The organism is Mesorhizobium sp. M0058, from assembly GCF_040323095.1.
GTDB lineage: Bacteria > Pseudomonadota > Alphaproteobacteria > Rhizobiales > Rhizobiaceae > Mesorhizobium.
The window spans coordinates 87,990-108,455 of record NZ_JAMYUQ010000007.1 but is presented as its reverse complement, the minus strand read 5'-3'; the positions used below and the strand labels follow the sequence as shown (position 1 = coordinate 108,455).

The 20,466-nt window shown below is 63.8% G+C and carries 23 protein-coding genes; 10 read left to right on the top strand and 13 right to left on the bottom strand.

Annotated elements, in window-relative coordinates; translation table 11 throughout:
• Positions 1–97: 97 nt before the first annotated feature.
• A complete protein-coding gene (locus NKJ75_RS13545; protein ID WP_023683696.1) occupies positions 98–442 on the top strand; it encodes a cupin domain-containing protein in 345 nt (114 codons plus the stop codon).
• Between the two features lie 20 nt (positions 443–462).
• On the opposite strand, the gene NKJ75_RS13540 is transcribed toward NKJ75_RS13545, so the two are convergent.
• The 5 genes from NKJ75_RS13540 to NKJ75_RS13520 are packed head-to-tail and all read right to left on the bottom strand — an operon-like array spanning position 463 to position 5,477.
• Entirely contained in the window at positions 463–771 is a 309-nt protein-coding gene (locus NKJ75_RS13540; protein WP_023744288.1) for a DUF6665 family protein, read from the bottom strand.
• Between the two features lies 1 nt (position 772).
• On the bottom strand, positions 773–1,249 hold the full coding sequence (locus tag NKJ75_RS13535; RefSeq protein ID WP_023744287.1) for a GNAT family N-acetyltransferase: 477 nt from the start codon (positions 1,247–1,249) through the stop codon (positions 773–775).
• A 3-nt stretch (positions 1,250–1,252) separates the two neighbouring features.
• Positions 1,253–3,136 (bottom strand): ABC transporter ATP-binding protein, encoded by a 1,884-nt coding sequence (locus NKJ75_RS13530; RefSeq protein WP_023744286.1) that lies wholly within the window; start codon positions 3,134–3,136, stop codon positions 1,253–1,255.
• Between the two features lie 10 nt (positions 3,137–3,146).
• A complete protein-coding gene (locus NKJ75_RS13525) occupies positions 3,147–5,042 on the bottom strand; it encodes an ABC transporter ATP-binding protein (RefSeq protein ID WP_352499788.1) in 1,896 nt (631 codons plus the stop codon).
• Between the two features lie 27 nt (positions 5,043–5,069).
• A complete protein-coding gene (locus NKJ75_RS13520; protein WP_352499787.1) occupies positions 5,070–5,477 on the bottom strand; it encodes a hypothetical protein in 408 nt (135 codons plus the stop codon).
• A gap of 445 nt (positions 5,478–5,922) precedes the next feature.
• Between NKJ75_RS13520 and NKJ75_RS13515 the strand changes: the two genes are divergently transcribed.
• The gene (locus NKJ75_RS13515; protein WP_023670018.1) at positions 5,923–6,381 is read left to right on the top strand and encodes a tRNA (cytidine(34)-2'-O)-methyltransferase; all 459 of its coding nucleotides are present in this window, start codon (positions 5,923–5,925) and stop codon (positions 6,379–6,381) included.
• 146 nt (positions 6,382–6,527) lie between these two features.
• Entirely contained in the window at positions 6,528–6,974 is a 447-nt protein-coding gene (gene soxR / locus NKJ75_RS13510; protein WP_023670017.1) for a redox-sensitive transcriptional activator SoxR, read from the top strand.
• Here soxR and NKJ75_RS13505 read toward each other — a convergent pair.
• Positions 6,971–7,228, bottom strand: coding sequence for a hypothetical protein (locus NKJ75_RS13505; RefSeq protein ID WP_023670016.1), 258 nt, complete (start codon positions 7,226–7,228; stop codon positions 6,971–6,973). The genes soxR and NKJ75_RS13505 overlap by 4 nt on opposite strands.
• A 275-nt stretch (positions 7,229–7,503) precedes the next feature.
• Here NKJ75_RS13505 and hemF point away from each other — a divergent pair, with 275 nt between their 5' ends.
• The 3 genes from hemF to NKJ75_RS13490 all read left to right on the top strand — a co-directional run bounded on the left by hemF (position 7,504) and on the right by NKJ75_RS13490 (position 9,333).
• A complete protein-coding gene (gene hemF / locus NKJ75_RS13500; protein ID WP_023670015.1) occupies positions 7,504–8,418 on the top strand; it encodes an oxygen-dependent coproporphyrinogen oxidase in 915 nt (304 codons plus the stop codon).
• Positions 8,419–8,656: 238 nt separating this feature from the next.
• Positions 8,657–8,917, top strand: coding sequence for a DUF1344 domain-containing protein (locus NKJ75_RS13495; protein ID WP_023670014.1), 261 nt, complete (start codon positions 8,657–8,659; stop codon positions 8,915–8,917).
• Between the two features lie 230 nt (positions 8,918–9,147).
• Positions 9,148–9,333 carry a DUF1059 domain-containing protein gene (locus NKJ75_RS13490; RefSeq protein WP_023670013.1) on the top strand — a complete coding sequence of 62 codons (186 nt, stop codon included), beginning with the start codon at positions 9,148–9,150 and terminating at the stop codon, positions 9,331–9,333.
• A gap of 6 nt (positions 9,334–9,339) precedes the next feature.
• Here the strand turns inward: NKJ75_RS13490 and NKJ75_RS13485 are convergent, their stop codons facing one another.
• From NKJ75_RS13485 to NKJ75_RS13475, 3 genes are read right to left on the bottom strand one after another with little or no spacing between them, the layout of a single operon-like run.
• Entirely contained in the window at positions 9,340–10,611 is a 1,272-nt protein-coding gene (locus tag NKJ75_RS13485) for a CCA tRNA nucleotidyltransferase (protein ID WP_031214927.1), read from the bottom strand.
• Positions 10,608–11,240, bottom strand: a complete 633-nt coding sequence (locus tag NKJ75_RS13480) for a CoA pyrophosphatase (protein ID WP_352499870.1) — start codon at positions 11,238–11,240, stop codon at positions 10,608–10,610. Before NKJ75_RS13480 ends, NKJ75_RS13485 begins: the two co-directional genes overlap by 4 nt.
• On the bottom strand, positions 11,240–11,869 hold the full coding sequence (locus tag NKJ75_RS13475) for a DUF1285 domain-containing protein (RefSeq protein ID WP_023670010.1): 630 nt from the start codon (positions 11,867–11,869) through the stop codon (positions 11,240–11,242). The genes NKJ75_RS13480 and NKJ75_RS13475 overlap by 1 nt, the downstream gene beginning before the upstream one ends.
• Positions 11,870–12,013: 144 nt before the next feature.
• Between NKJ75_RS13475 and NKJ75_RS13470 the strand changes: the two genes are divergently transcribed.
• From NKJ75_RS13470 to NKJ75_RS13455, 4 genes are read left to right on the top strand one after another with little or no spacing between them, the layout of a single operon-like run.
• Positions 12,014–13,018, top strand: coding sequence for an AAA family ATPase (locus NKJ75_RS13470; RefSeq protein ID WP_023670009.1), 1,005 nt, complete (start codon positions 12,014–12,016; stop codon positions 13,016–13,018).
• Complete coding sequence (locus NKJ75_RS13465) at positions 13,018–13,932, top strand: DUF58 domain-containing protein (RefSeq protein ID WP_023695816.1); 915 nt, start codon at positions 13,018–13,020, stop codon at positions 13,930–13,932. Before NKJ75_RS13470 ends, NKJ75_RS13465 begins: the two co-directional genes overlap by 1 nt.
• Positions 13,929–16,754, top strand: a complete 2,826-nt coding sequence (locus tag NKJ75_RS13460; protein ID WP_023754587.1) for a DUF4159 domain-containing protein — start codon at positions 13,929–13,931, stop codon at positions 16,752–16,754. Before NKJ75_RS13465 ends, NKJ75_RS13460 begins: the two co-directional genes overlap by 4 nt.
• A gap of 4 nt (positions 16,755–16,758) precedes the next feature.
• Complete coding sequence (locus NKJ75_RS13455) at positions 16,759–18,843, top strand: membrane protein (RefSeq protein ID WP_023691601.1); 2,085 nt, start codon at positions 16,759–16,761, stop codon at positions 18,841–18,843.
• 42 nt (positions 18,844–18,885) lie between these two features.
• Here NKJ75_RS13455 and clpS read toward each other — a convergent pair whose 3' ends face one another.
• From clpS to NKJ75_RS13435, 4 genes are all read right to left on the bottom strand, one after another.
• The gene (clpS, locus tag NKJ75_RS13450; RefSeq protein ID WP_023670006.1) at positions 18,886–19,191 is read right to left on the bottom strand and encodes an ATP-dependent Clp protease adapter ClpS; all 306 of its coding nucleotides are present in this window, start codon (positions 19,189–19,191) and stop codon (positions 18,886–18,888) included.
• A gap of 133 nt (positions 19,192–19,324) precedes the next feature.
• On the bottom strand, positions 19,325–19,672 hold the full coding sequence (locus tag NKJ75_RS13445) for a hypothetical protein (protein WP_023670005.1): 348 nt from the start codon (positions 19,670–19,672) through the stop codon (positions 19,325–19,327).
• A gap of 155 nt (positions 19,673–19,827) precedes the next feature.
• Positions 19,828–20,058: a hypothetical protein gene (locus NKJ75_RS13440; RefSeq protein WP_023670004.1), complete on the bottom strand. Its 231-nt coding sequence runs from the start codon at positions 20,056–20,058 to the stop codon at positions 19,828–19,830.
• A gap of 39 nt (positions 20,059–20,097) precedes the next feature.
• A complete protein-coding gene (locus NKJ75_RS13435) occupies positions 20,098–20,400 on the bottom strand; it encodes a hypothetical protein (RefSeq protein WP_023683677.1) in 303 nt (100 codons plus the stop codon).
• Positions 20,401–20,466: the final 66 nt, after the last annotated feature.

Genomic DNA, 20,466 nt, shown 5'->3' with positions numbered 1-20,466 from the left:
GTCGGCAAAGGCGGCTAAACAACAGGGAAATATAAGCAAATCCGAGGCTCCCCGCCTGTCTCGACAGGACAGGTTGCCGTGATCTAGTCTCGCCGGCATGGCACATATTATCGACCGCGAGACCTGGACCAGGACGCCCGGCCGCTGGCAGGGCGAACTGCAATGCGGCGCCTACGACTCCAACTCCTGCCTGATTTTCAACTATCAGGAAGAGATTGGCGGCGGCCCGCGCCTGCACACGCATCCCTATTGTGAAATCTTCATCATCCGGCAAGGCACCGGCCTGTTCACGATCGGCGACCAGCAGATCGAGGCCACGGCCGGCCAGATCCTGATCGTGCCGCCCGATACGCCGCACAAATTCACCAATCTTGGCCCAGGCCCGCTCGAAACGACCGACATCCACGAAAACGGCAGCTTCATCACCGAATGGCTGGAATGATTGTTGCCGGCTGGTGACCTCTAGCTTGCACCGAGCCTGACCAGCACGGCCCTTGGGATATCGTATTCGCGGATGACCGACTCATGCCGGCGCAGGCCGCAGAGTTCACGCTGGATGAAATAGGCGTGCACCGCTGCGGCAGCCTCCTTGAGCAGCCGCGGTCGCTGCTCCTCGTCGTCGTTGTTCTGACGGAGCTTGGCCAGCGTTTCCTCGACCCGTTGGCCGGCACGGCCGAGCGCTGCGGCCTTTTCAGCCAGTATCTCATGGCCGTGGGCGTCGAACGCGGCTTCGGCAGCCGAGGCGCCTAGGGATGGCGGACGCAGTGACATCTCAGCCTCCTTTTCTGTCTTGAGAGAGCATCATGCGGTGCGTGACGAATTCTTCGCCCACCACCGGCTGGAAGCCAAGCCGTTCATAGAACCCAAAGGCTCCTTGTGGCGCGCGGGTGTTCAGCACGGCAAAATGCTGACGTGCCCTGTCAATGACGGTCTCGACCAGCATGCGGCCAACGCCGCTGCGGCGATGACGCGCGCTGACGAACAGGTGCCTGACCCGGCCGTGGTCCCTGCCTTCGAAATAAGGATCGATGTTCAACCCGCACACACCAGCGAGTTCTCGGCCATGCCATGCGCCAAACAGCGCCTCGCCTCGTTTCAGGAACTTATTGCAGCCGCCTGCCCAGCCATCCGCCAGCCGCACCAGCATCCAGTAGCCCTCCAGCCGGCTCTCCTCCTTCAGCGCATCGAAGGCCGGCGCGGTTGGCCGCAGCCGCTTGAGGACGCAGCCGACATCAGGCGACCCTGCCATGCCCTACTCCGCCGGCTGTGTCTCTTCCAGCACGCTTTCCTCGTGGTAGAGGAAGCCGCCGGACTGCCGCTTCCACAGCCGCGCATAGAGCCCGTCGAGCGCCACCAGCTCGTCATGCGTGCCCTGTTCGACGATGCGGCCTCCGTCCAGCACCACAAGACGGTCGAGCGCGGCGATGGTCGACAGCCGGTGCGCTATGGCGATGACCGTCTTGTTCTCCATCAGCCTGGCCAAATTCTCCTGGATCGCCGCCTCGATGTCGGAATCGAGCGCCGAGGTCGCCTCGTCGAGGATCAGGATCGGCGCATCCTTGAGGAAGACGCGGGCGATCGCGACGCGCTGGCGCTGGCCGCCCGACAGTTTCACGCCGCGCTCGCCGACAAAAGCCTCGTAGCCGGTACGGTCCCGGTTGTCGCGCAGGCCCAATATGAACTCGTGCGCCTCGGCCTTCTTCGCCGCCGCGATCACCTCGGCGTCAGTTGCATCCGGCATGCCGAGCTTGATGTTGTCGCGTAGCGAGCGGTGGAACAGCGCCGTGTCCTGGCTGACCACGCCGATATTGGCGCGCAGCGAGTTCTGCGTCACCTCGGCGACGTCTTGCCCGTCGATCAGGATTTTCCCGCTCTCGAGGTCGTAGAGGCGCAGGATGAGATTGGCTAAGGTCGTCTTGCCCGCACCGGACGGCCCGACCAGCCCGACCTTCTCGCCAGGCTTGACCACAAGGTCGATGCCATTCAGCACGCCAAAACCCTTGCCGTAGTGGAACTCGACATTCTTCACCTCGATGCGGCCGCCGGCGACGACAAGCTCTTTCGCATCCGGCGCATCGACAAGGCCAAGCGGCTGCGAGATCAGCGCCTTGGAGTTTTCCAGGACGCCGAGATTTCGCAATATGCCGTTGAGCTGCATCATCACGCGCCCGAGCAGCATGTTGAGCCGCAAGACCAGCGACAGCGTGAACGCGACGGCGCCGACGGTGATCGACCCTTCGACCCAGAGATAGACGGCAAAGCAGCCAATCGCGGTGATCATGATGCCCGACAGCGTCGTCAGCGCCATGCGCACGCCGGTCAGCCGGCGGGTGAAGGGCCGTAGTGCATCGAGATAGATGTCGAAGCCGTTCTTGATGTAGCGGTCGTCGCCGTCGGCCGAGAATAGCTTCAGCGTCTGCACGTTGGAATAGGAATCGATGATGCGCCCATTGATCATCGAGCCAGCTTCAGCCGTGGCCTCGGCATGCCTGCGGATCGAGGGCAGATAGAGCTTGGCCAGCCAGGCGAACGCGAGGATCCAGATCACCACCAGCACGGCCAGGCGCAGATCCAGCCCGGCGACCAGCGCCAAGGTCGTCACCGTATAGATGAGCATGAACCAGATGACCTCGATGAAGCTCTCCATCAGGTCGCCGGTCGCCTGCCCCGCCTGCCAGACTTTTGTCGCGATACGGCCGGCGAAATCGTTCTGGAAGAAGGTGTAGGACTGGCGCGATACGTGCCGGTGCGCCTGCCAGCGCACCAGATTGTAGAACCCCGGCGTGATCGTCTGTTCGTTGACCAGCGCCGACAGGCCGACGACGATGGTGCGGATGACCAGCACCACTGCGATCATGAAGACAAGCTCAGGCCCGGCGGCGGTCCACAGCGCGTCCCAGCTGCGCTCGCCGGGAAGCTGATCGAGAATATCGACCAGCCGCCCGACGAAGTAGAAAAGCCCGGCCTCGATCAGCGGCGCGATGCCGCCGATGACCAGCATGGCGAAGAAGGCGAACTTCGCCTGGCCGACATAGTGCCAGAGGAAGCCGCCGACGCTTGGCGGTGGCCGAAGGTCCGCCGGCTCCCTGAACGGATAGACCCAGTCCTCGAACCAGCGATAGACGGCTGTCATCATGCTGACGTCATCACTCTGCGGCTTCACCCTTCACGCCGATGTCGTTGGCAACAGCGTCATTGGCGGCATCGACCGGACCGTCATCGAGCAGGAACCCGCCCGACTGGCGCTGCCAGAGCTGCGCGTAGAGCCCGCCGCTGGCGACGAGTTCCTCGTGCGACCCCTCCTCGATGACACGGCCCTTGTCGAGGACGACGAGCCTGTCCATCGCCGCGATGGTCGACAGCCGGTGCGCAATGGCGATGACGGTCTTGCCTTGCATGAGCTTGTAGAGATTCTCCTGGATGGCGGCCTCGGCTTCGGAATCCAGCGCCGACGTCGCTTCGTCAAGGATAAGTATCGGTGCGTCCTTCAACATAACGCGAGCAATGGCGATGCGTTGCCGCTGGCCGCCGGACAATTTGACGCCGCGGTCGCCGACATGAGCGTCGAGCCCTTTACGTCCGGTGTGATCCGAAAGCCTGCCGATAAACTCCAGCGCCTCGGCCCGCCCGGCTGCCTCGACAAGCATTTCCTCCGTCGCATCGGGCCGCCCGTAAAGAATGTTGTCGCGCACCGAACGATGCAGCAGCGAAGTGTCCTGCGTCACCATGCCGATCTGCGCGCGCAGCGAATCCTGCGTCACCGAAGCGATCTCCTGGCCGTCGATCAGGATCCGGCCGTTCTCGAGGTCGTAGAACCGCAACAGGAGATTGACCAGCGTCGACTTGCCCGCACCCGAGCGCCCGACAATGCCGACTTTCTCGCCGGGCTTCACCGTCAGCGACAGGTTCTCGATGACGCCCTTCTGCTTGCCATAGTGGAAACGAATGTCGTCGAAGCGGATCTCGCCCTTGGTGACGGCAATGTCCTTCGCCCCCGGCCGGTCTTCGACCAGGCGCGGCAGCGAGATCGAGGCGATGCCGTCTTGCACCGTGCCGATGTTCTCGAACAGGCTCGACATTTCCCACATGATCCACTGCGACATGCCCCACATACGGAGCACGAGGCCGATGACCACGGCGACGGCACCGATCGTCACCGCTTGGCCGAGCCACAGCCACAGCGCCAGCGCCGTCACCGAAAACAGGAGCAGCGCGTTGAGGATATAGAGCAGCCCGTAAAGCACCGTCACCAGCCGCATCGACCGGTAGACCGTGTCGAGGAAGCCTGCCATGCCTTCTCTCGCGAACGTTGCTTCGCGCCGTGCATGGGAAAACAACTTGACCGTCTGGATGTTGGTGTAGCTGTCAACGACGCGGCCGGTCATAGTCGAGCGCGCATTGGCCTGCGCCTCCCCGACCTTGCCCAGCTTCGGGATGATATAGCGCAACAACCCGATATAGCCGAGCAGCCAAACGCCGAGAGGTGCCGCCAGCCGCAAGTCGGCCGAGCCGACGATGAACAGCATGCCGAGGAAATAGACGATTACGTAATTGAGCACCTCGATCACCTTGATGACGCATTCGCGCACGGCGAGTGCCGTCTGCATCAGCTTGGTGGCGATGCGGCCGGCAAATTCGTCCTGGTAGAAGCTCATCGACTGCTTCAAGAGATAACGATGCACCTGCCATCGGATGCGCATGGGGTAGTTGCCCATCAGCGTCTGCTGGTTGAGCAAAGAATGCAGCCATACTGTACCTGGCAGCGCGACCAGCACGACGAAGGCCATGCCGGCGAGCTTCCAGCTCTCGGTCTGCAGGAAGGTTTCGCGGTTCTGCCCGGACAGCCAGTCGACGATGTGGCCCATGAAGCCGAACATCCACACTTCCGCGATGGCAATCGCCGTCACCAGCACCGCGTCGAGGATGATGTATGGCCAGGCGCCGCGGGTATAATGCACGCAGAAGGCAACCAGCGTCTTCGGCGGCTCGACCGGTTCCGCTGCGGGGAACGGATCGAGCCTTCTTTCAAACCAGCTAAACATAGTGATGCTCACAAAACTTTTGTCCGCTCATGCGGCGCGGGAAAAATCCCCGGGGCGCTCCGCGTCCCCAGACCGTACGTCGGCGGGGACCGACGGCCCGGAATCACCCGGGCCATCGGTCCTGCTTCGCGCAATATAGGGACTTGCGGGCTTTTCACCGACAGAAGCTTTCGACTGAGCTGACGGCACGCCGCCGCCAGTCCGGTTTTTCGCGCCCGGCCGGATCAGCCGGATGATCCGGCGCACCAGCGACGGCCGGCTGTGGTCGGGAACCGCACGCGAGAAATCGACATCCGGCAACATGCCGCGATGCGGACGCCGGCGCGTCTGGGCGTGAACCGCCGACGAATAGGTCTCGCCGACCAGCAACGCCCAGGTCGCCGTCTTGCGTTCGTGCAGGCTTCTTGAACCCGGTATGTTATAGGGATCGAACATCGGTCCGTCCTCCGTGTGAAAATAGACATAAAAAGGCGAAGCAATGTCGTGCGCCGGCGTTCGGCCGGAGGCACGGATTGTATCCGTCGGGACACGAGGATAGGCCTCGGTCGCGACATGCTCAGCTGGGGCGCTTGGCCCCTTTAACCGGTTGAAAAACATCGCAGGATTCCTTCGAGAGCCGAAAATTGGGTTCGGCGGGAATCGGTGCGATCAGATCTAAGAAATCAGGTAAATCGTCGTACCGAAACCGCCAGCAGGCAGGTAAGCCCACGGGAGGGGCGCTGGATGTGCATGGTCATCATGAAATACCCCTCCATCGGTTCGGGTTGACAATGCGTGCGGTATAATCGACTTCGCAGAAAATGGCCACCCGCAGGTCCAGCAATTTCCAAAACCAGCCACCCGCTGTGGCCGATCTGCCACTTATTAGAAAGACGCGGAAATGAACCACCGTCTCCGCATCGCCCTCTACCAGCCTGACATCGCCGGCAACACCGGAACAATCCTGCGCTTCGCCGCCTGCCTCGGCCTTGGCGTCGACATCATCGAACCAGCCGGCTTTCCGCTCTCCGACAAAGCGCTCAAGCGCGCCGGGATGGACTACCTCGAAATGGCTGCCCTGACCCGGCATGTCGACTGGAACGCCTTCGAGGATTGGCGCAAGGGCCAAGCCTGCCGGCTGGTGCTGCTCACCACCAAAGCCGCGACCCCCTATACTGGCTTCAGCTTCGCCCAAGGCGACATCCTGCTGTTCGGCCGCGAATCCGCTGGGGTGCCGGATCCTGTCCATCAGGCGGCGGATGCGCGGCTGACGATCCCGATGCAGCCGGGCACGCGCAGCATCAACGTCGCGCTGTCCGTCGCCATGGTCGCCGGTGAAGCCATCCGGCAACTCGGCTAGAACCTTCAACGCGTTGTCGTCATCGCCAACGGCCCTTGCGTCTTGCATCATTCTCACCCAGGCGCACATCGCCTTCTCCTCAATTGCCCTATCGACATTTCCTAGCTACAAGCTCAACTTAAGTTGAGGTCAAGCGGAAAATCGAGATGGCTCCGGTAAAGGAATTGACGGTCGGCCAGTTGGCCATGCGCAGCGGCGTGGCGGTGTCGGCGCTGCATTTCTACGAGGCGCGCGGGCTGATCCGCAGCCACCGCACGTCGGGCAACCAGCGGCGCTATGGCCGCGACGTGCTGCGGCGGGTGGCGATCATCCGGATCGCCCAGGAGGTCGGCATCTCGCTGGCCGAGATCGGCGCCGCACTTGAATCGCTGCCAGAAGGCCGTACCCCGACGCGCGAGGACTGGAACCTGTTGTCGACCGGCTGGCGCGACGACCTCGATCGCAAGATCACTCGGCTAAAGAAGCTGCGCGACGGCCTTACCGACTGCATCGGCTGCGGCTGCATGTCGATCGACAAATGCCCGCTGCGAAACAGGGAAGATCGCTTGAGTGCGCAAGGGCCGGGCGCAAGGCGACTGCTTGTGGAATTCTAATCTGCCGCAGGCAGCCGCCGTATCGTGAATTCGATGACGTCGCCTGGCCGTTCGAACCAGCTTTCGATCTCGGTCCAGTAGGCCTGCTTGGGAAAGCGTTCGAACCATTCCTTGGCCTTGAGCCGCGCATCGGGGCGCGGCAAGATAAAGGTCTCCCGCAAAAACCCGTCACGCGGCATGCGCTCGCGCTCGGCGCGTGAACGATCGAGCCTTTTCTTCAGGCCATGCAGCGGCGGTCTTGCCGGCGTGCGCATGAAAGAACTCCTGGGCCGAACCAGATGACACTTGACCCTTGCCCCTAAGAGATTAGGGATCGCGCCCGGAAAAGGCTAGTGCTCCGATTCCAACATTCGCCTTCCTAATCCCCAGTCGCCGTTGCGAACGTTGGAATCACAAGGACCACTAGCAAGTTCATGTTTCTGGTGGAGTTTTCGAATTTGACATTTGCGCCATGCCCTGCGCCACGCTGTGTGCAAATCTCAAATTCACTCCACTAGATCCTTTGTCGGCTGCGACCGGAGACAGCATTTTGGAACGACCAGAAATACCGGCAGGCCTGCCAGCCGACATCGAACAGAAGAAAATGAAGGCCAGGCTCTGGTTCGAGACGCTGCGGGAGCGCATCTGCACCACCTTCGAGCAGATCGAGCAGGACTTGACCGGTCCGCTGGCCGAATGGTCGCCCGGCCGCTTCGAAAAGACGCCGTGGGAACGAGACCATGGCAAGGGCGGCGGCGGCGCCATGTCGATGATGCGCGGCCGCGTCTTCGAGAAGGTCGGCGTCCATACTTCGACCGTCTATGGCGAATTCTCGCCCGAATTCAGGAAGCAGATGCCCGGCGCCGAGGAAGACCCGAGCTTCTGGGCATCAGGCATTTCGTTGATCGCTCATCCCTGGAACCCCAACGTGCCGGCCGTGCACATGAACACCCGCATGGTCGTGACGTCGCGCCACTGGTTTGGCGGCGGCGCCGATCTGACGCCGGTGCTCGACCGCAACCGCACGGAAGATCACCCCGACACGGTCGCCTTCCATCGAGCCATGCAGTTTGCCTGCGAGAAGAACGCTGCGATCGCCGACCACCCCAAATTCAAGGCCTGGTGCGACGAGTATTTCTATCTGCCGCACCGCCACGAGCCGCGCGGCGTCGGCGGCATCTTTTTCGACTGGCTGCATTCGGGGGAGGAGAAAGGCGGCTGGAATGCCGATTTGAACTTCGTCCAGGATGTCGGGCGTTCTTTCCTAGTCGTCTACGGACACCTGGTTCGCGCCCATTTCAACGAGAACTGGACCGACGACGACCGCGACGAGCAGCTCATTCGCCGCGGCCGCTACGTCGAATTCAACCTTCTTCACGATCGCGGCACCATCTTCGGCCTGAAGACCGGCGGCAATGTCGCTTCGATCCTGTCCAGCCTGCCGCCGGAGGTCAGGTGGCCGTAAAAAATCGGTGAGCGAAACGTGAGCCGCATTGACGTCCCATTCGCCGAATCTGGGCAGCCAATGTGGCATCGCCATTATCTTTTTCGTCTAATAGGCGATTGAAATAAAACGGCTATTTGTCGTTTCGGGCCGGGAAGCGCCGGCGGTTCAGTCCCGAACCGCGACACGACGCTACCGGACGGCCCTGAACAAGGCGGAGCATTTTCCAAACGGATGCCCGCATTTCCAGGAGTATTACATGCGAAAGCTCATTGTTTCGGCAGCCGCCGCTGCCCTTCTCGCTTCCGGCTCGATTGCCTTTGCCGCGGTCAAGCACACCACGGGCACGGTCAAGACCTATGATGGCACGGCCATGAGCCTCGTTCTGGACGATGGATCGACCTTTACGCTGCCCAAGACCTTCAAGGATCCTGGCCTGAAGGCCGGCGAAAAGGTCCGCGTTTCCTGGGACATGAGCGGCAAGAACAAGGTTGCCGAGTCCGTCAAGATCGTGAAGTGATCGGGACAAGACCGAACGGTCTCGCCTTGGCTTAGCCTGACAAGAGGGGCGGAGCAGCGCTGCTCCGCCTTTTTCGCACCCACGGCAACCAAAATGGTCGAACCGTGTTATGCTAGCTCCCCCGTGCGTGCCCCCGAAACCGACTGCTGTGACAGGGCGCGGAACAGAGATGGCGGAGCTTCGTGTGCCCATGAGAGGCACAGGCTCCAAGGAGGAAAGGAGAAAATCCCATGAAGGAATTCCATTGCGGCTCGCTGGTTCCCGGCTGTGAGTGGCACACGCGTGCCGGTGAGGAAGCCGAGGTCATGCGCCGCGCCGTCGACCATATGCGCGAGACACATGGCGAAACGGTCATTCGCGAGACGATGATCGAGGCGATCCGCTCGCGCATCGAGAAAGTTCGCGACGCGGCCTGAGCAGTCCTATCTGGCCTTCAAGGCTTCCGCGGCGCGCTCCAGCAGCGCGTCGCGATCGAGCGCAAAGCCGGACCCGATCCATTCCTTTTCCAGGTTTTTCAGGATCGCACCGAGTATTGGCCCCGGCGACGCGCCAAGCGCCGTCAGATCGCCGCCCTTGACTGGGAACACCGGTTTTTCCCATTTCAGCGCAAAAGCGAGCAGGCGCGAAAACCCGCCGGCCTGAACCAGCGCGTCATTGTCCTCGAGAGCCCGCGCTCGCGCCGACGCCAGCGACAGCCGTAGGCGATCGAGAAAACCCTGGCGCTCGCCGGAATAGAGTTTCTTGGCCAGTTCCGCTTCGCTTGTCTTGGGCTCGACGGCAGCCGTCAGCGCCCAGTGGCGCAGGCGCTCCGCCTCAGTGGTCGAAAGTTTCAGCCGCTTGGCCAGTGTCTTCATCCTCTCCGCATCGGGCGGCACGATCGCCTCCAGCCTGAGCAGCGGGTCCGGCGCCCAGCCCAGATCCTTTTCTGTCTTGGTCAGCCCATGAATGGCATCGATGCCCCATTTCTCGCTTTCCGGCAGGGCGCTGGTGAGCACGCCGGCCTGGCGCATCCACAGCAAGGCGCGCGACGGATCTGGGGCCGATAACAACTTCTTCAGCTCGGACCAGATGCGTTCGGCCGAGAGATGGGCGAGACCGTCCTTGAGCCGGGCGCAGGCCTTCAATCCCTCGGCATCGGGCCGACCCTCGCCATACCAGGCAAAAAAACGGAAGAAACGCAGGATGCGCAGATAGTCTTCGCGGATCCGCTGCTCGGCATCGCCAATGAAGCGCAGCCTTCGTGCCTCGATATCGCCGACGCCGCCGACCAGGTCGACGACCGTCCCGTCAGCCTCCGCATAGAGCGCGTTGATGGTGAAATCGCGCCGTTCGGCGTCGGCCTTCCAGTCGCGGCCGAACGACACTTTAGCGCGGCGGCCATCGGTCTCGATGTCGGCGCGCAGCGTGGTGACCTCATAGGGCGCGCCGCCGGCAATCACCGTGATCGTGCCGTGCTCGATGCCGGTCGGCACCGCCTTGAAGCCCGCCGCCTCGGCGCGGCGAACGGTTTCCTCGGGCAGGCAAGTGGTAGCAAGATCGATATCGGCGACCGGCTGCCCAATCAGCGCATTGCGCACCGCACCGCCGGCGATGCGGGCTTCCTCGCCGCCCTGCGCTAGCACGGCAAGCAGCCGCTGGAGATGCTTTTCACCCAGCCAGTCGGCTCTGCGCGCCAGCGACACCGGATCACTCAAGCATAGAGCCTTTCATAGAGGGTGCGGATGATGCCGGCGGTGACGCCCCAGATGCGCTGGCCGCCATAGGGCACATCGTAGAAGAACCATTCCAGATCGTTCCACATGCGGCTGTCCCTGGTGTGGTTGGCCGGATCCATCAGGAACGAAAGCGGCACTTCGAAGGCGGCGTCGACCTCGTCGGAATTGAGCGACAGCGTAAAACCGGGCTCGACGATCGCCAGCACCGGCGCGATGCGATAGCCGCTGCCGGCGACATAATCGGGCATGCGGCCGATGATCTCGATGCGGTCCTGGCCGAGCCCGATCTCCTCGAAGGTTTCGCGCAAGGCCGCTGCTTCCGGGGTCGCATCGGTGGGATCAATGGTGCCGCCGGGAAAAGCCACCTGCCCGGAATGGCTGCGCAGTTTTTCCGCCCGCTTGGTCAAAAGCACGGTCGCATCGCGTCCATGATCGACGACCGGGATCAGCACCGCGGCGTCGCGCAGCGCTTTGAGCTGCGTCAACCGTGGATGGCCGGGGTTGAAGCGATGATCGCCATAATCGTCGCCGGCATGGGCTTCAGCTTGCGCCGCGACCCGCACGCGAAAATCCGCTGTGGAAAACGGCGGCGGCCTCACCTGATCCATCATGCGCTCAGCCGCTTCAGTTTTTCCGCCGGCATGATCGGATAGATTTCGCCTTTCGAGCGCACGGCAAACATCGTCTTGCCGCCGATATCGATCTCCTCGCCATGCTCGACCAGTTCGTACATCACCGGCCGCGCCACCAGCGCTTCCAGCCGCCCGCGCACCAGCACATAGGGCTTCAGGCCGCCGGTCTCGTTCTCGTCGACGAAGCGCAGCGGATGGCCAGGTCCGGCCTCGACGACATCGCCGACATTGGTGCGGAAAGTGATGGTCTGCTCGGCGCCGGCGCCGGAAACATCCATTTCAACCGCGATGAAAGGCGCGTCCACGACGCGGATGCCGACCCGTTCGACCGGCGTCACCAGATAGGTCCTGCCATCCTCGTCCTTGCGCAGCACGCTGGAAAACAGCTGCACCAGCGGCATGCGGCCGATCGGCGTGCCGAGATAGAACCACGTTCCGTCCTGTTTGATCTCCATGTCTAGATCGCCGCAAAAGTCGGGATTCCAGCGCTCCACCGGCGCCGCGCCCTTGCCGGCGCGAGCCGCACGCGAGATCAACGCTTCGAGACCGCGCGCCTCGGTTGCGGCAGCAAGGCTGTGTTCGCGATGTTCGGAGCGTTCCGTCATGGTCACGAAATAGTCACTGTTGTTCCGCTTGTCAGCCTAAGTCTGTGATTTAAATTCATTCGTAGGCGCCAGGCGAAGCCGAATCGCGGCATTCTAAGGCACTACAGTGCAAGCCGGTACTTCCAGCACAAGGATCGATGCGGCATGAGCGTAATGGTCAAGGAAAGCCCAATCAGCGAAAAGGACATGATCGCCCAGGCCGAGACGGCGCTGGCCGATATTTCCAGGGTGCGCGACGGCGTCGGCCGCGTCATTTTCGGCCAGGAAGTGGTGGTCGAGCGCACGCTGGTGGCGCTGCTTGCCGGCGGCCATGCGCTGCTGGTCGGCGTGCCCGGCCTTGCCAAGACCAAGCTGGTCGAAACGCTCGGTGTCGTGCTCGGCCTCGATTCGCGCCGCATCCAGTTCACACCCGACCTGATGCCGTCGGACATTCTCGGCTCAGAGGTGATGGAACAGGACGAGGCCGGCAAGCGCTCCTTCCGCTTCATCTCCGGCCCGATCTTCGCGCAATTGCTGATGGCCGACGAGATCAACCGCGCCTCGCCGCGCACCCAGTCGGCGCTGCTGCAGGCAATGCAGGAATATCACGTCACCATCGCCGGCATTCGCCACGACCTGCCCGCGCCCTTCCATGTACTGGCGACGCAAAACCCGCTGGAGCAGGAAGGCACCTATCCCCTGCCCGAAGCGCAGCTCGACCGCTTCCTGATGCAGGTCGACATCCTTTATCCCGAAATCGAGGCCGAGCGGCGCATTCTGCTGGAGACCACCGGCATCGAGGACGCCAAGGCGCAAAACGTGCTGCAGCCGGCGCGGCTGAGGGAAATCCAGACGCTGATCCGCCGTATGCCGGTGCCCGAAAGCGTCGTCGACGCCATCCTCAAACTGGTGCGTTCGGCGCGTCCCGGCCAGGGCAATGCCGAGACCGACAAGCATGTCGCCTGGGGTCCCGGCCCGCGCGCCAGCCAGGCGCTGACGCTGTGCGCCCGTGCGCGCGCGCTTTATGACGGGCGGCTGGCGCCGTCGGTGGACGACATCCGCGCGCTGGCCGAACCAGTGCTGCAGCACCGCATGGCGCTGACCTTTGCCGCCCGCGCCGAGGGCACGACCGTGCGCGACGTGGTAGCGAAACTGGCCAAAGGAATCTGATGGCGCGTATCGGCGAAGTCCAGGCACCGGCAGCGACGCGCGACGCGCTCGCCAGGGGCCGGTTGCGGGCTTCGCTGGTGCCGGACCTGCTGGTCGAGGCACGCCGTATCGTCAATACGGTAATTGCCGGCTGGCATGGCCGCCGCAAGCGCGGCATCGGCGAGAATTTCTGGCAGTTCCGCCCCTATGTCGAAGGCGATTCCTCGCGCATCGACTGGCGCCGTTCGGCCCGGGACGACCACACCTATGTGCGCGACCGCGAATGGGAAGCAGCCCACACGGTGTGGCTTTGGGCCGACCCCTCGCCCTCCATGCTCTACAAATCGACTGGCGCCAGCGTTTCCAAGGAATCGCGCGCGCTGGTGCTGGCACTGGCCATGGCCGAATTACTATCTCGCAGCGGCGAGCGCATCGCATGGCCTGGCCTGACAGATCCGTTCACCGCCCGCAACGGCGCCGAGCGCATCGCAGCGCAATTGATGCACGCCGCGGACCTGCCAGCAAAGCCTGACCTGTCCGCCATCCGCCGCTTCTGCGACATCGTCGTCGTGAGCGATTTCCTCGACCCGGTCGAGGAGACCATGGAATGGCTCGATGTGCTGGCGCGGCATGGCGTGCGTGCGCATCTGATCGAGGTTGCCGATCCGGCGGAGGAGACCTTTCCCTATGCCGGCCGCACCGAATTCACCGATCCCGAGACCGGCGACAAGCTGACCGCCGGCCGCGCCGAAATGCTCGGCGACGAATATCGCCTGCTCTACACCGCCCGCCGCCAGGAGCTGGCCAGCTGGTGCAAGCGCCTCGGCTGGAGCTATACCGTCAACCACACCGACCGTCTCGCTTCCGAGGCGCTGGTGCGCATCCACATGGCGATGACCGCCGATGGCGCATTCGTGGGAAGGGCCGGCGCATGAGCTGGCTGCCGCTCTCCTTTGGCGCTCCCATGGTGTTGTGGGGCCTGCTGGCGCTGCCGGTGATCTGGTGGCTGCTCAGGCTCACACCGCCCAAGCCGCAGTCCGAAATGTTTCCGCCGCTGAAGATCCTCGCTCGCGTGCTGAAGCGCGAGGAAACGCCGCAGCAGAGCCCGTGGTGGCTGACGCTGCTGCGGCTGTTGATGGCAGCCCTTGTCGTCGCGGCATTAGCCGAACCCGTTTTCAATCCGCGCGAAAAATTGCCGGCCGAGGGCGCCGCCCTGGCGCTCGTCATCGACAATGACTGGGCGAGTGCCGCCGACTGGGGCAAGCGCGTCGCCACCGCCCAGCGGCTGATCGCCGATGCCGGTTCGAACGGCGTACCGGTCGTCATCGCCTTCACGGCCGAAAAGCCGAACGCCGAGATCGGCCCCTTCGATGCGGCGGCTGCCCTCGACCGGCTGCGCGCCGCCAAGCCGAGGCCGATCCCGACCGACCGACCCGCTGTCTATGTCCGCGTCGCCGGCGTGCTGGAAGCCTTGCCCGGCGCCAGCGTTGCCGTTCTCGCCGACGGCCTTGCGGCAAAGGGCGACGAGGCCGCCTTCAACACACTGCTGTCGAAAAATGCCGCCCGTGTCGTCTGGGCCAATTCCGACCGGCTGGCGCTGACTGGGCTCACCGGCGCCGAGAACGAGGTCGACGGCTTCGCCCTGACCGCCATTCGCGCGCCCGGCGATCCGGCGCCGGCACAAGTCACAGCCGGCGCCTTCGACGACAAGGGCCGCCGCATCGCCGACGCGACGCTGACCTTCGCGCCGGGTGAGACCACCGCCACCGGCACGATGGCGGTGCCGTTCGAACTGCGCAACGACTTCGCCTCGATCGCGCTCGACGGCGAACGCCAGGCAGGTGCGGTGCGCGTGCTCGACGAAAGCTCCAAGCGCCGCCGCGTCGGACTTTTATCGCAGGCCGAGGCCGACCAGGCGCAGCCGCTTCTGTCGCCGCTCTATTACATCAGGCGCGCGCTGCAGCCTTTCGCCGATCTGGTCGAACCGTCGAGCGTCGATCTCGCCGACGCCATCCCGCAGCTTCTCGACCAGAAACCGGCGATGATCGTCATGGCCGATATCGGTACCATTCCGCCGCAGGTCCATCAGCGGCTGGTCGACTGGGTCGACAATGGCGGCACGCTGGTGCGCTTTGCCGGTTCGCGGCTGGCCGCCGCCGGCAATGACGATGATCTGTTGCCGGTCAGGCTGCGCACCGGCGAGCGCTCGCTTGGCGGCGCGCTGTCATGGACAACGCCGCAAGCGGTGACCGAATTCCCGAAGAACGGCCCGTTCGCCGACCTCGCACCGCCGGCCGAGGTCACGGTGAGCCGGCAGGTGTTGGCCGAACCGACCCCGGACATCGTCGAACGCACCTGGGCAACCCTTGCCGATGGCACCCCGCTGGTGACCGGGTTGAAGAAGGGCAAGGGCACGCTGGTTCTGTTCCACATCACCCCGGAAGCGACATGGTCGACGCTGCCGATCTCCGGCAGCTTCGTCGAGATGCTGCGGCGCATCGTGCAGCTGTCGCGCAACCAGGGTGCGGCGGTCGCCAACGCCGAAGCCGCTGCTACGTCGCTGGCGCCTTATCGCATGATAGCCGCCGACGGCACTTTGGTGCCGCCGACGCCGGACGCACGACCGCTGGTCCCCGGCGCCGGCTCGCTGCCGGTGACGTTCGAGAACCCGCCCGGCCTCTATGGCTCGGAAACCGGCGTTTTCGCCCACAATCTGCTCGACCCGGCCACCGCCTTCGCGCCGCTGGTGCGCCCGCAATTCACAGTGCCGGTGACCAATATCCAGTACGCTTTCGATGAATCGCGCGACCTCAAGGGATCGCTGGTCACAGCGGCACTTGTGCTTATGCTGCTCGACACGCTGGCGGTGTTCTGGATGGGCGGGCTGATGTCGCGCCGACCGCGCCGCGCCCGATCGGCCGCAGCAACGACGGCTGCGCTGCTGCTTGGCCTCGGCATGCTGTTTGGCCATGCCGACCTCGCCCGCGCTGACGACGCCAAGCCCGGCGATGCCGCCGCTATCGAGGACATTGCCAAGACCCGCATCGCCTATGTGCTGACCGGTGTGCCCGGTGACGATTCGATCAGCCGCGCAGGGCTCGAAGGCTTGACCCGCTTCCTGATCGAGAAGACCGCGCTCGAGCCGGGCGCGCCGGCGGGCGTCGATATCTCGAAGGACGAGCTTTCCTTCTATCCGCTGATCTACTGGCCGATCGACCCCTCCGCGCCGATGCCGAGCCAAGCCGCGATCGCCCGCATCGACGCCTATATGCAGCAGGGCGGCACGGTGCTGTTCGACACGCGCGACCAGTTCGCCAACGGCATCGGTGCGGATTCGGCGAGCCCGGCGACGGAACGGTTGCGCGACATTCTCGGCAATCTCAACGTGCCGCCGCTGGAGCCGGTGCCCGCCGACCATGTGCTGACCAAATCCTTCTTCATCCTGCCCGAATTTCCCGGCCGCTTCTCCGGCAGCCCGCTCTGGGTGGAAGCCTCGCTCGAGGCCAGCAATGCCGAGAATCGGCCGGTACGCGTCGGCGACGGCGTCTCGCCGATCCTGATCACCGCCAATGATTTTGCCGGCGCCTGGGCCGTCGACGAGAATGGTGACCCGCTTTTGCCGACCGTGCCATCGGATCCGATGCAGCGCATCTATGCGCTGCGCGCCGGCGTCAACATCATGATGTACATGCTGACCGGCAACTACAAATCCGACCAGGTGCACGTGCCGATCCTGCTCGAACGGCTGGGGCAGTAAGCCTATGAACTGGTCGGTTTCCTTCGAACCGCTGCTGTCCTGGCCCTTGCTGGCTTTGGTGCTCGCACCGCTGCTGGTGCTGGCGGCTGTCGGCTTGTGGTTTCGCCAGCGCGGCGCGATCTTCCGCTTCGCGGCGCTGATTGCGCTGGGCGCAGCACTCCTCAATCCGGTCTTCCTCGATGAGGAGCGCGAGGCGCTGAAGAGCGTCGTTGCCGTCATCGTCGACCGCAGCCAGAGCCAGGATATCGGCGACCGGACCAAACAGACCGACGAAGCGCTTGCCGGTTTGCAGCAGCGCCTTGGCCGCTTCAAGCAGTTCGACGTCCGCGTCGTCGAGGCCGGCAAGTCGGAAGCTGCCGACGAACTCACCGAGACCAAGCTTTTTGCAGCGCTTGAAGGCGCCTTCCGCGACGTGCCGCCCTCGCGCATCGGTGGCGCCATCATGATCACCGATGGCGAGGTGCATGACGCCCCGGCCGCCCCCGACTTCAATGCGCCGCTGCACGCGCTGATCACCGGCAACGAGCACGAGAAGGACCGCCGCATCCGCTTCGAGAACGCGCCGCGCTTCGGCCTCGTCGGCAAGCCGCTCGACATGACCTACCGCGTCATCGCCACCGACGGCGAAACCGGCCCGGTCGATGTCCGCGTCTCGGTCAATGGCGAGCAGGTCGCGGTCGAAGAGGCGACCATCGGCCAGGCGATGCCGCTGCAGGTGACCATCCCCGGCGCCGGCCGCAACATCGTCGAACTCTCCATTGACCGCGAGCCGGGCGAACTGACCGACGCCAACAACCGCGCCATCGCGCTGATCGACGGCATCCGCGAGAACTTGCGCGTGCTTTTGGTTTCCGGCGAACCGCATGCCGGCGAGCGCACCTGGCGCAATCTGCTGAAATCCGACGCCTCGGTCGATCTCGTCCATTTCACCATTCTGCGGCCGCCGGAAAAGCAGGACGGCACGCCGATCAACGAACTGTCGCTGATCGCCTTCCCGACCCGCGAGTTGTTCGTCGAGAAGATCAAGGATTTCGATCTCATCATATTCGACCGCTACCAGCACCGCGACGTGCTGCCGATCCTCTATTACGACTACATCTCCGAATACGTCGAAAAGGGCGGCGCGCTGCTGATCGCCGCCGGGCCGGAATATGCCGGCGACTCCTCGATTGCCCGCACCCCGCTAATGTCGTCGCTGCCGGCAATGCCGACCGGCGAAGTCATCGACAAGGCCTTCTATCCGCGCCTCACCGATCTCGGCCAGCGCCATCCGGTGACGCGCGGCCTCGACGGCTCGGCGACCGAGCCGCCGCGCTGGAGCCGCTGGTTCCGCACCATCGGCGTGCAGAACCCCGAAGGCGAAGTGGTGATGAAGGGCGCCGACAACCGCCCGCTGCTTCTGCTCGATCATAAGGGCGAAGGCCGCGTCGGCATGCTTCTGTCCGATCAGGGCTGGCTATGGGCGCGCGGCTTCGAGGGTGGCGGGCCGCATGTCCAGCTTTACCGCCGCATCGCCCACTGGCTGATGAAGGAACCTGAACTCGAGGAAGAGCGGCTGACCGCCGACGGCCGCGGCATGATGCTGGAAATCCGCCGCCAGACGATGAGCGACGATCCCGGCCCGGCGCAGGTGATCACCCCTTCGGGCAAGGCGCTGATCGTCAAGCTGGAGAAGTCCGAACCCGGCGTTTTCCTGGGCAGCATCGAGACCAAGGAGATCGGCCTCTACCAGATCGGCAATGGTGACCTGACCGCACTCGCCCATGTCGGCCCGGTCAACGCGCCGGAATTCTCCGACGTCGTCTCTACCGAGGACCGCTTGAAGGCTCCGACTGAGGCCACCGGCGGCAGCGTGCGCCGGCTGGCGGCCTCCTCCACCCTTGGCCAGCTCACCGGCAGCGTCGCCCTGCCCTCCATCGTCCCGGTCCGCGCCTCCGGTGCGGCCTCGGGCGCAGACTGGATCGGCCTGCGCAGCACCGACGACAGCGTGCTCAAAGCCGTCTCGCGCGTACCCCTGTTCGGCGGCTTCCTCGGCCTTTGCCTGCTGCTGCTGGCCATGGGCGCGATGTGGTACAGAGAGGGAAGGTAAGGATCCCTTCTCCGTCACTATACGGGGAGAAAGACGCTCAACCTACTCCTCCGGCTCCGTCGTAAACAGCAGCGGGTACCCCTTGGCCTTGGCCGCGTCGACGGCCCGTGTCGCCTTGGTCTCGGCGACATCCCTGGTGAAGACGGCAACGACGCAAACGCCGAGCCGGTGCGCGGTGATCATCACCCGGTTAGCCTGGTCTTCGCTGAGCTTGAACTCGCCCTTCAGCACCGTCACCACGAATTCGCGCGGCGTAAAATCGTCATTGATGAGGATGACCTTGTAGAGCTTCGGCCGCTCGGTCCGCGGCTTGGTCTTGGTGCGGGGTTTGGAACTGATTTCAGGCATCGGGAACCGGTATCGCGCGAGGGGTCGCTCTCACTTTGTCATGGGGGAAAGCCGTCGTCCATTTTGATCGGCGCGCCAAACCGGCTTCCCGGAAGTGCTGCCGTTCACAAATTTAGGAACTGTACGCTGCGGTTCAACGGCTCTGGCGATCGGCGACGCGACGAGCCTGGAATTGCCGTGCGCTGGATGCCGCATCCGGCCTTGATCCGGCCGCCTTGTATTCGACCCAGGCGACCGCGAGCCAGCCGAAGAAGCAGGCCAGCGCCGCGCCGGTGATCACGGTAAGCAGCAGGCTTTGCCATGGTGTGATGTATTGCCAGCTGCTGGAGATTGCCGGTGCAAACAGCGACGGCTCCGTGCGCCCGCTCACCGGATCGGGCACCGGGCTGGCGGTGAACTGGATCAGCACCCTGACCATTGCCGAGGCCACAAGGCCGCCGATGGCCATCGAGCGCAGAATGGATGAAAGCCGCTTCTTCATGCGGGCTATCCTACCGGACCGGCATTGCAAACGGGTTAAAGTCCTGGGTGGCCGGCACCCATCAACGGGTAATCATGCACTCACACGACAAGGCCGCTCCAGCCGGGGGGGTGCTGGAGCGGCCTTGTTACAGACAAGCCTGTTGGCTGTCTGGATCAGGCCTTCGGGGCGTCCGTCTTGACGACCTTCTTCGCCTTCTTGTGCTTCTTGACGGGCTTCTTGGCGACGACCTTCTTCACCGGGGGCTTGGCGGTCGTGGTCGCCGGAGCGGTGGTCGTGGAAGCAGCCGGAGCAGCGGTCGTGGTGGCAGCGGCATTGCCCAGAGCCGGCATTGCGAAAGCGAGAGCGACGGCGAGACCGGTGGCGGAGAGGATGGACTTTTTCATGGCTTCATTTCCTTCTTTGTGCGGGTCGAGTTTCGAGTGTCACTGAACCGGGTCGATCGGTGTCACTCCAAGCAGCTTCAAAGCGTTCGCGAGCATCCGGATACCCTGTGCCTGTTTCTTGTTGGCGCAGAACCGGTTTCCCTTTCTTTGCAGTGCTTTCGCCGCGGTGACCTGCGTTGCCGCGGCATGGGTTTCAAGGGCTTCGTCTACCTGGCGATTGAGATCGATGCAGCGCTCGCTCCTTGTGATCGGCGTCACCTTTGCGGTTGTGGCTCCGACCGCGGCTGTGACGAGCGGAATGCTGAGCAGCGCACCCATCAAGCTGATCGTGAACCTGTGCATTGGTGATGTCCGTTACTCCGGAGACTTCGCGTCGCAGCCGATGTCCTGACCGCCACGGCACCCTTT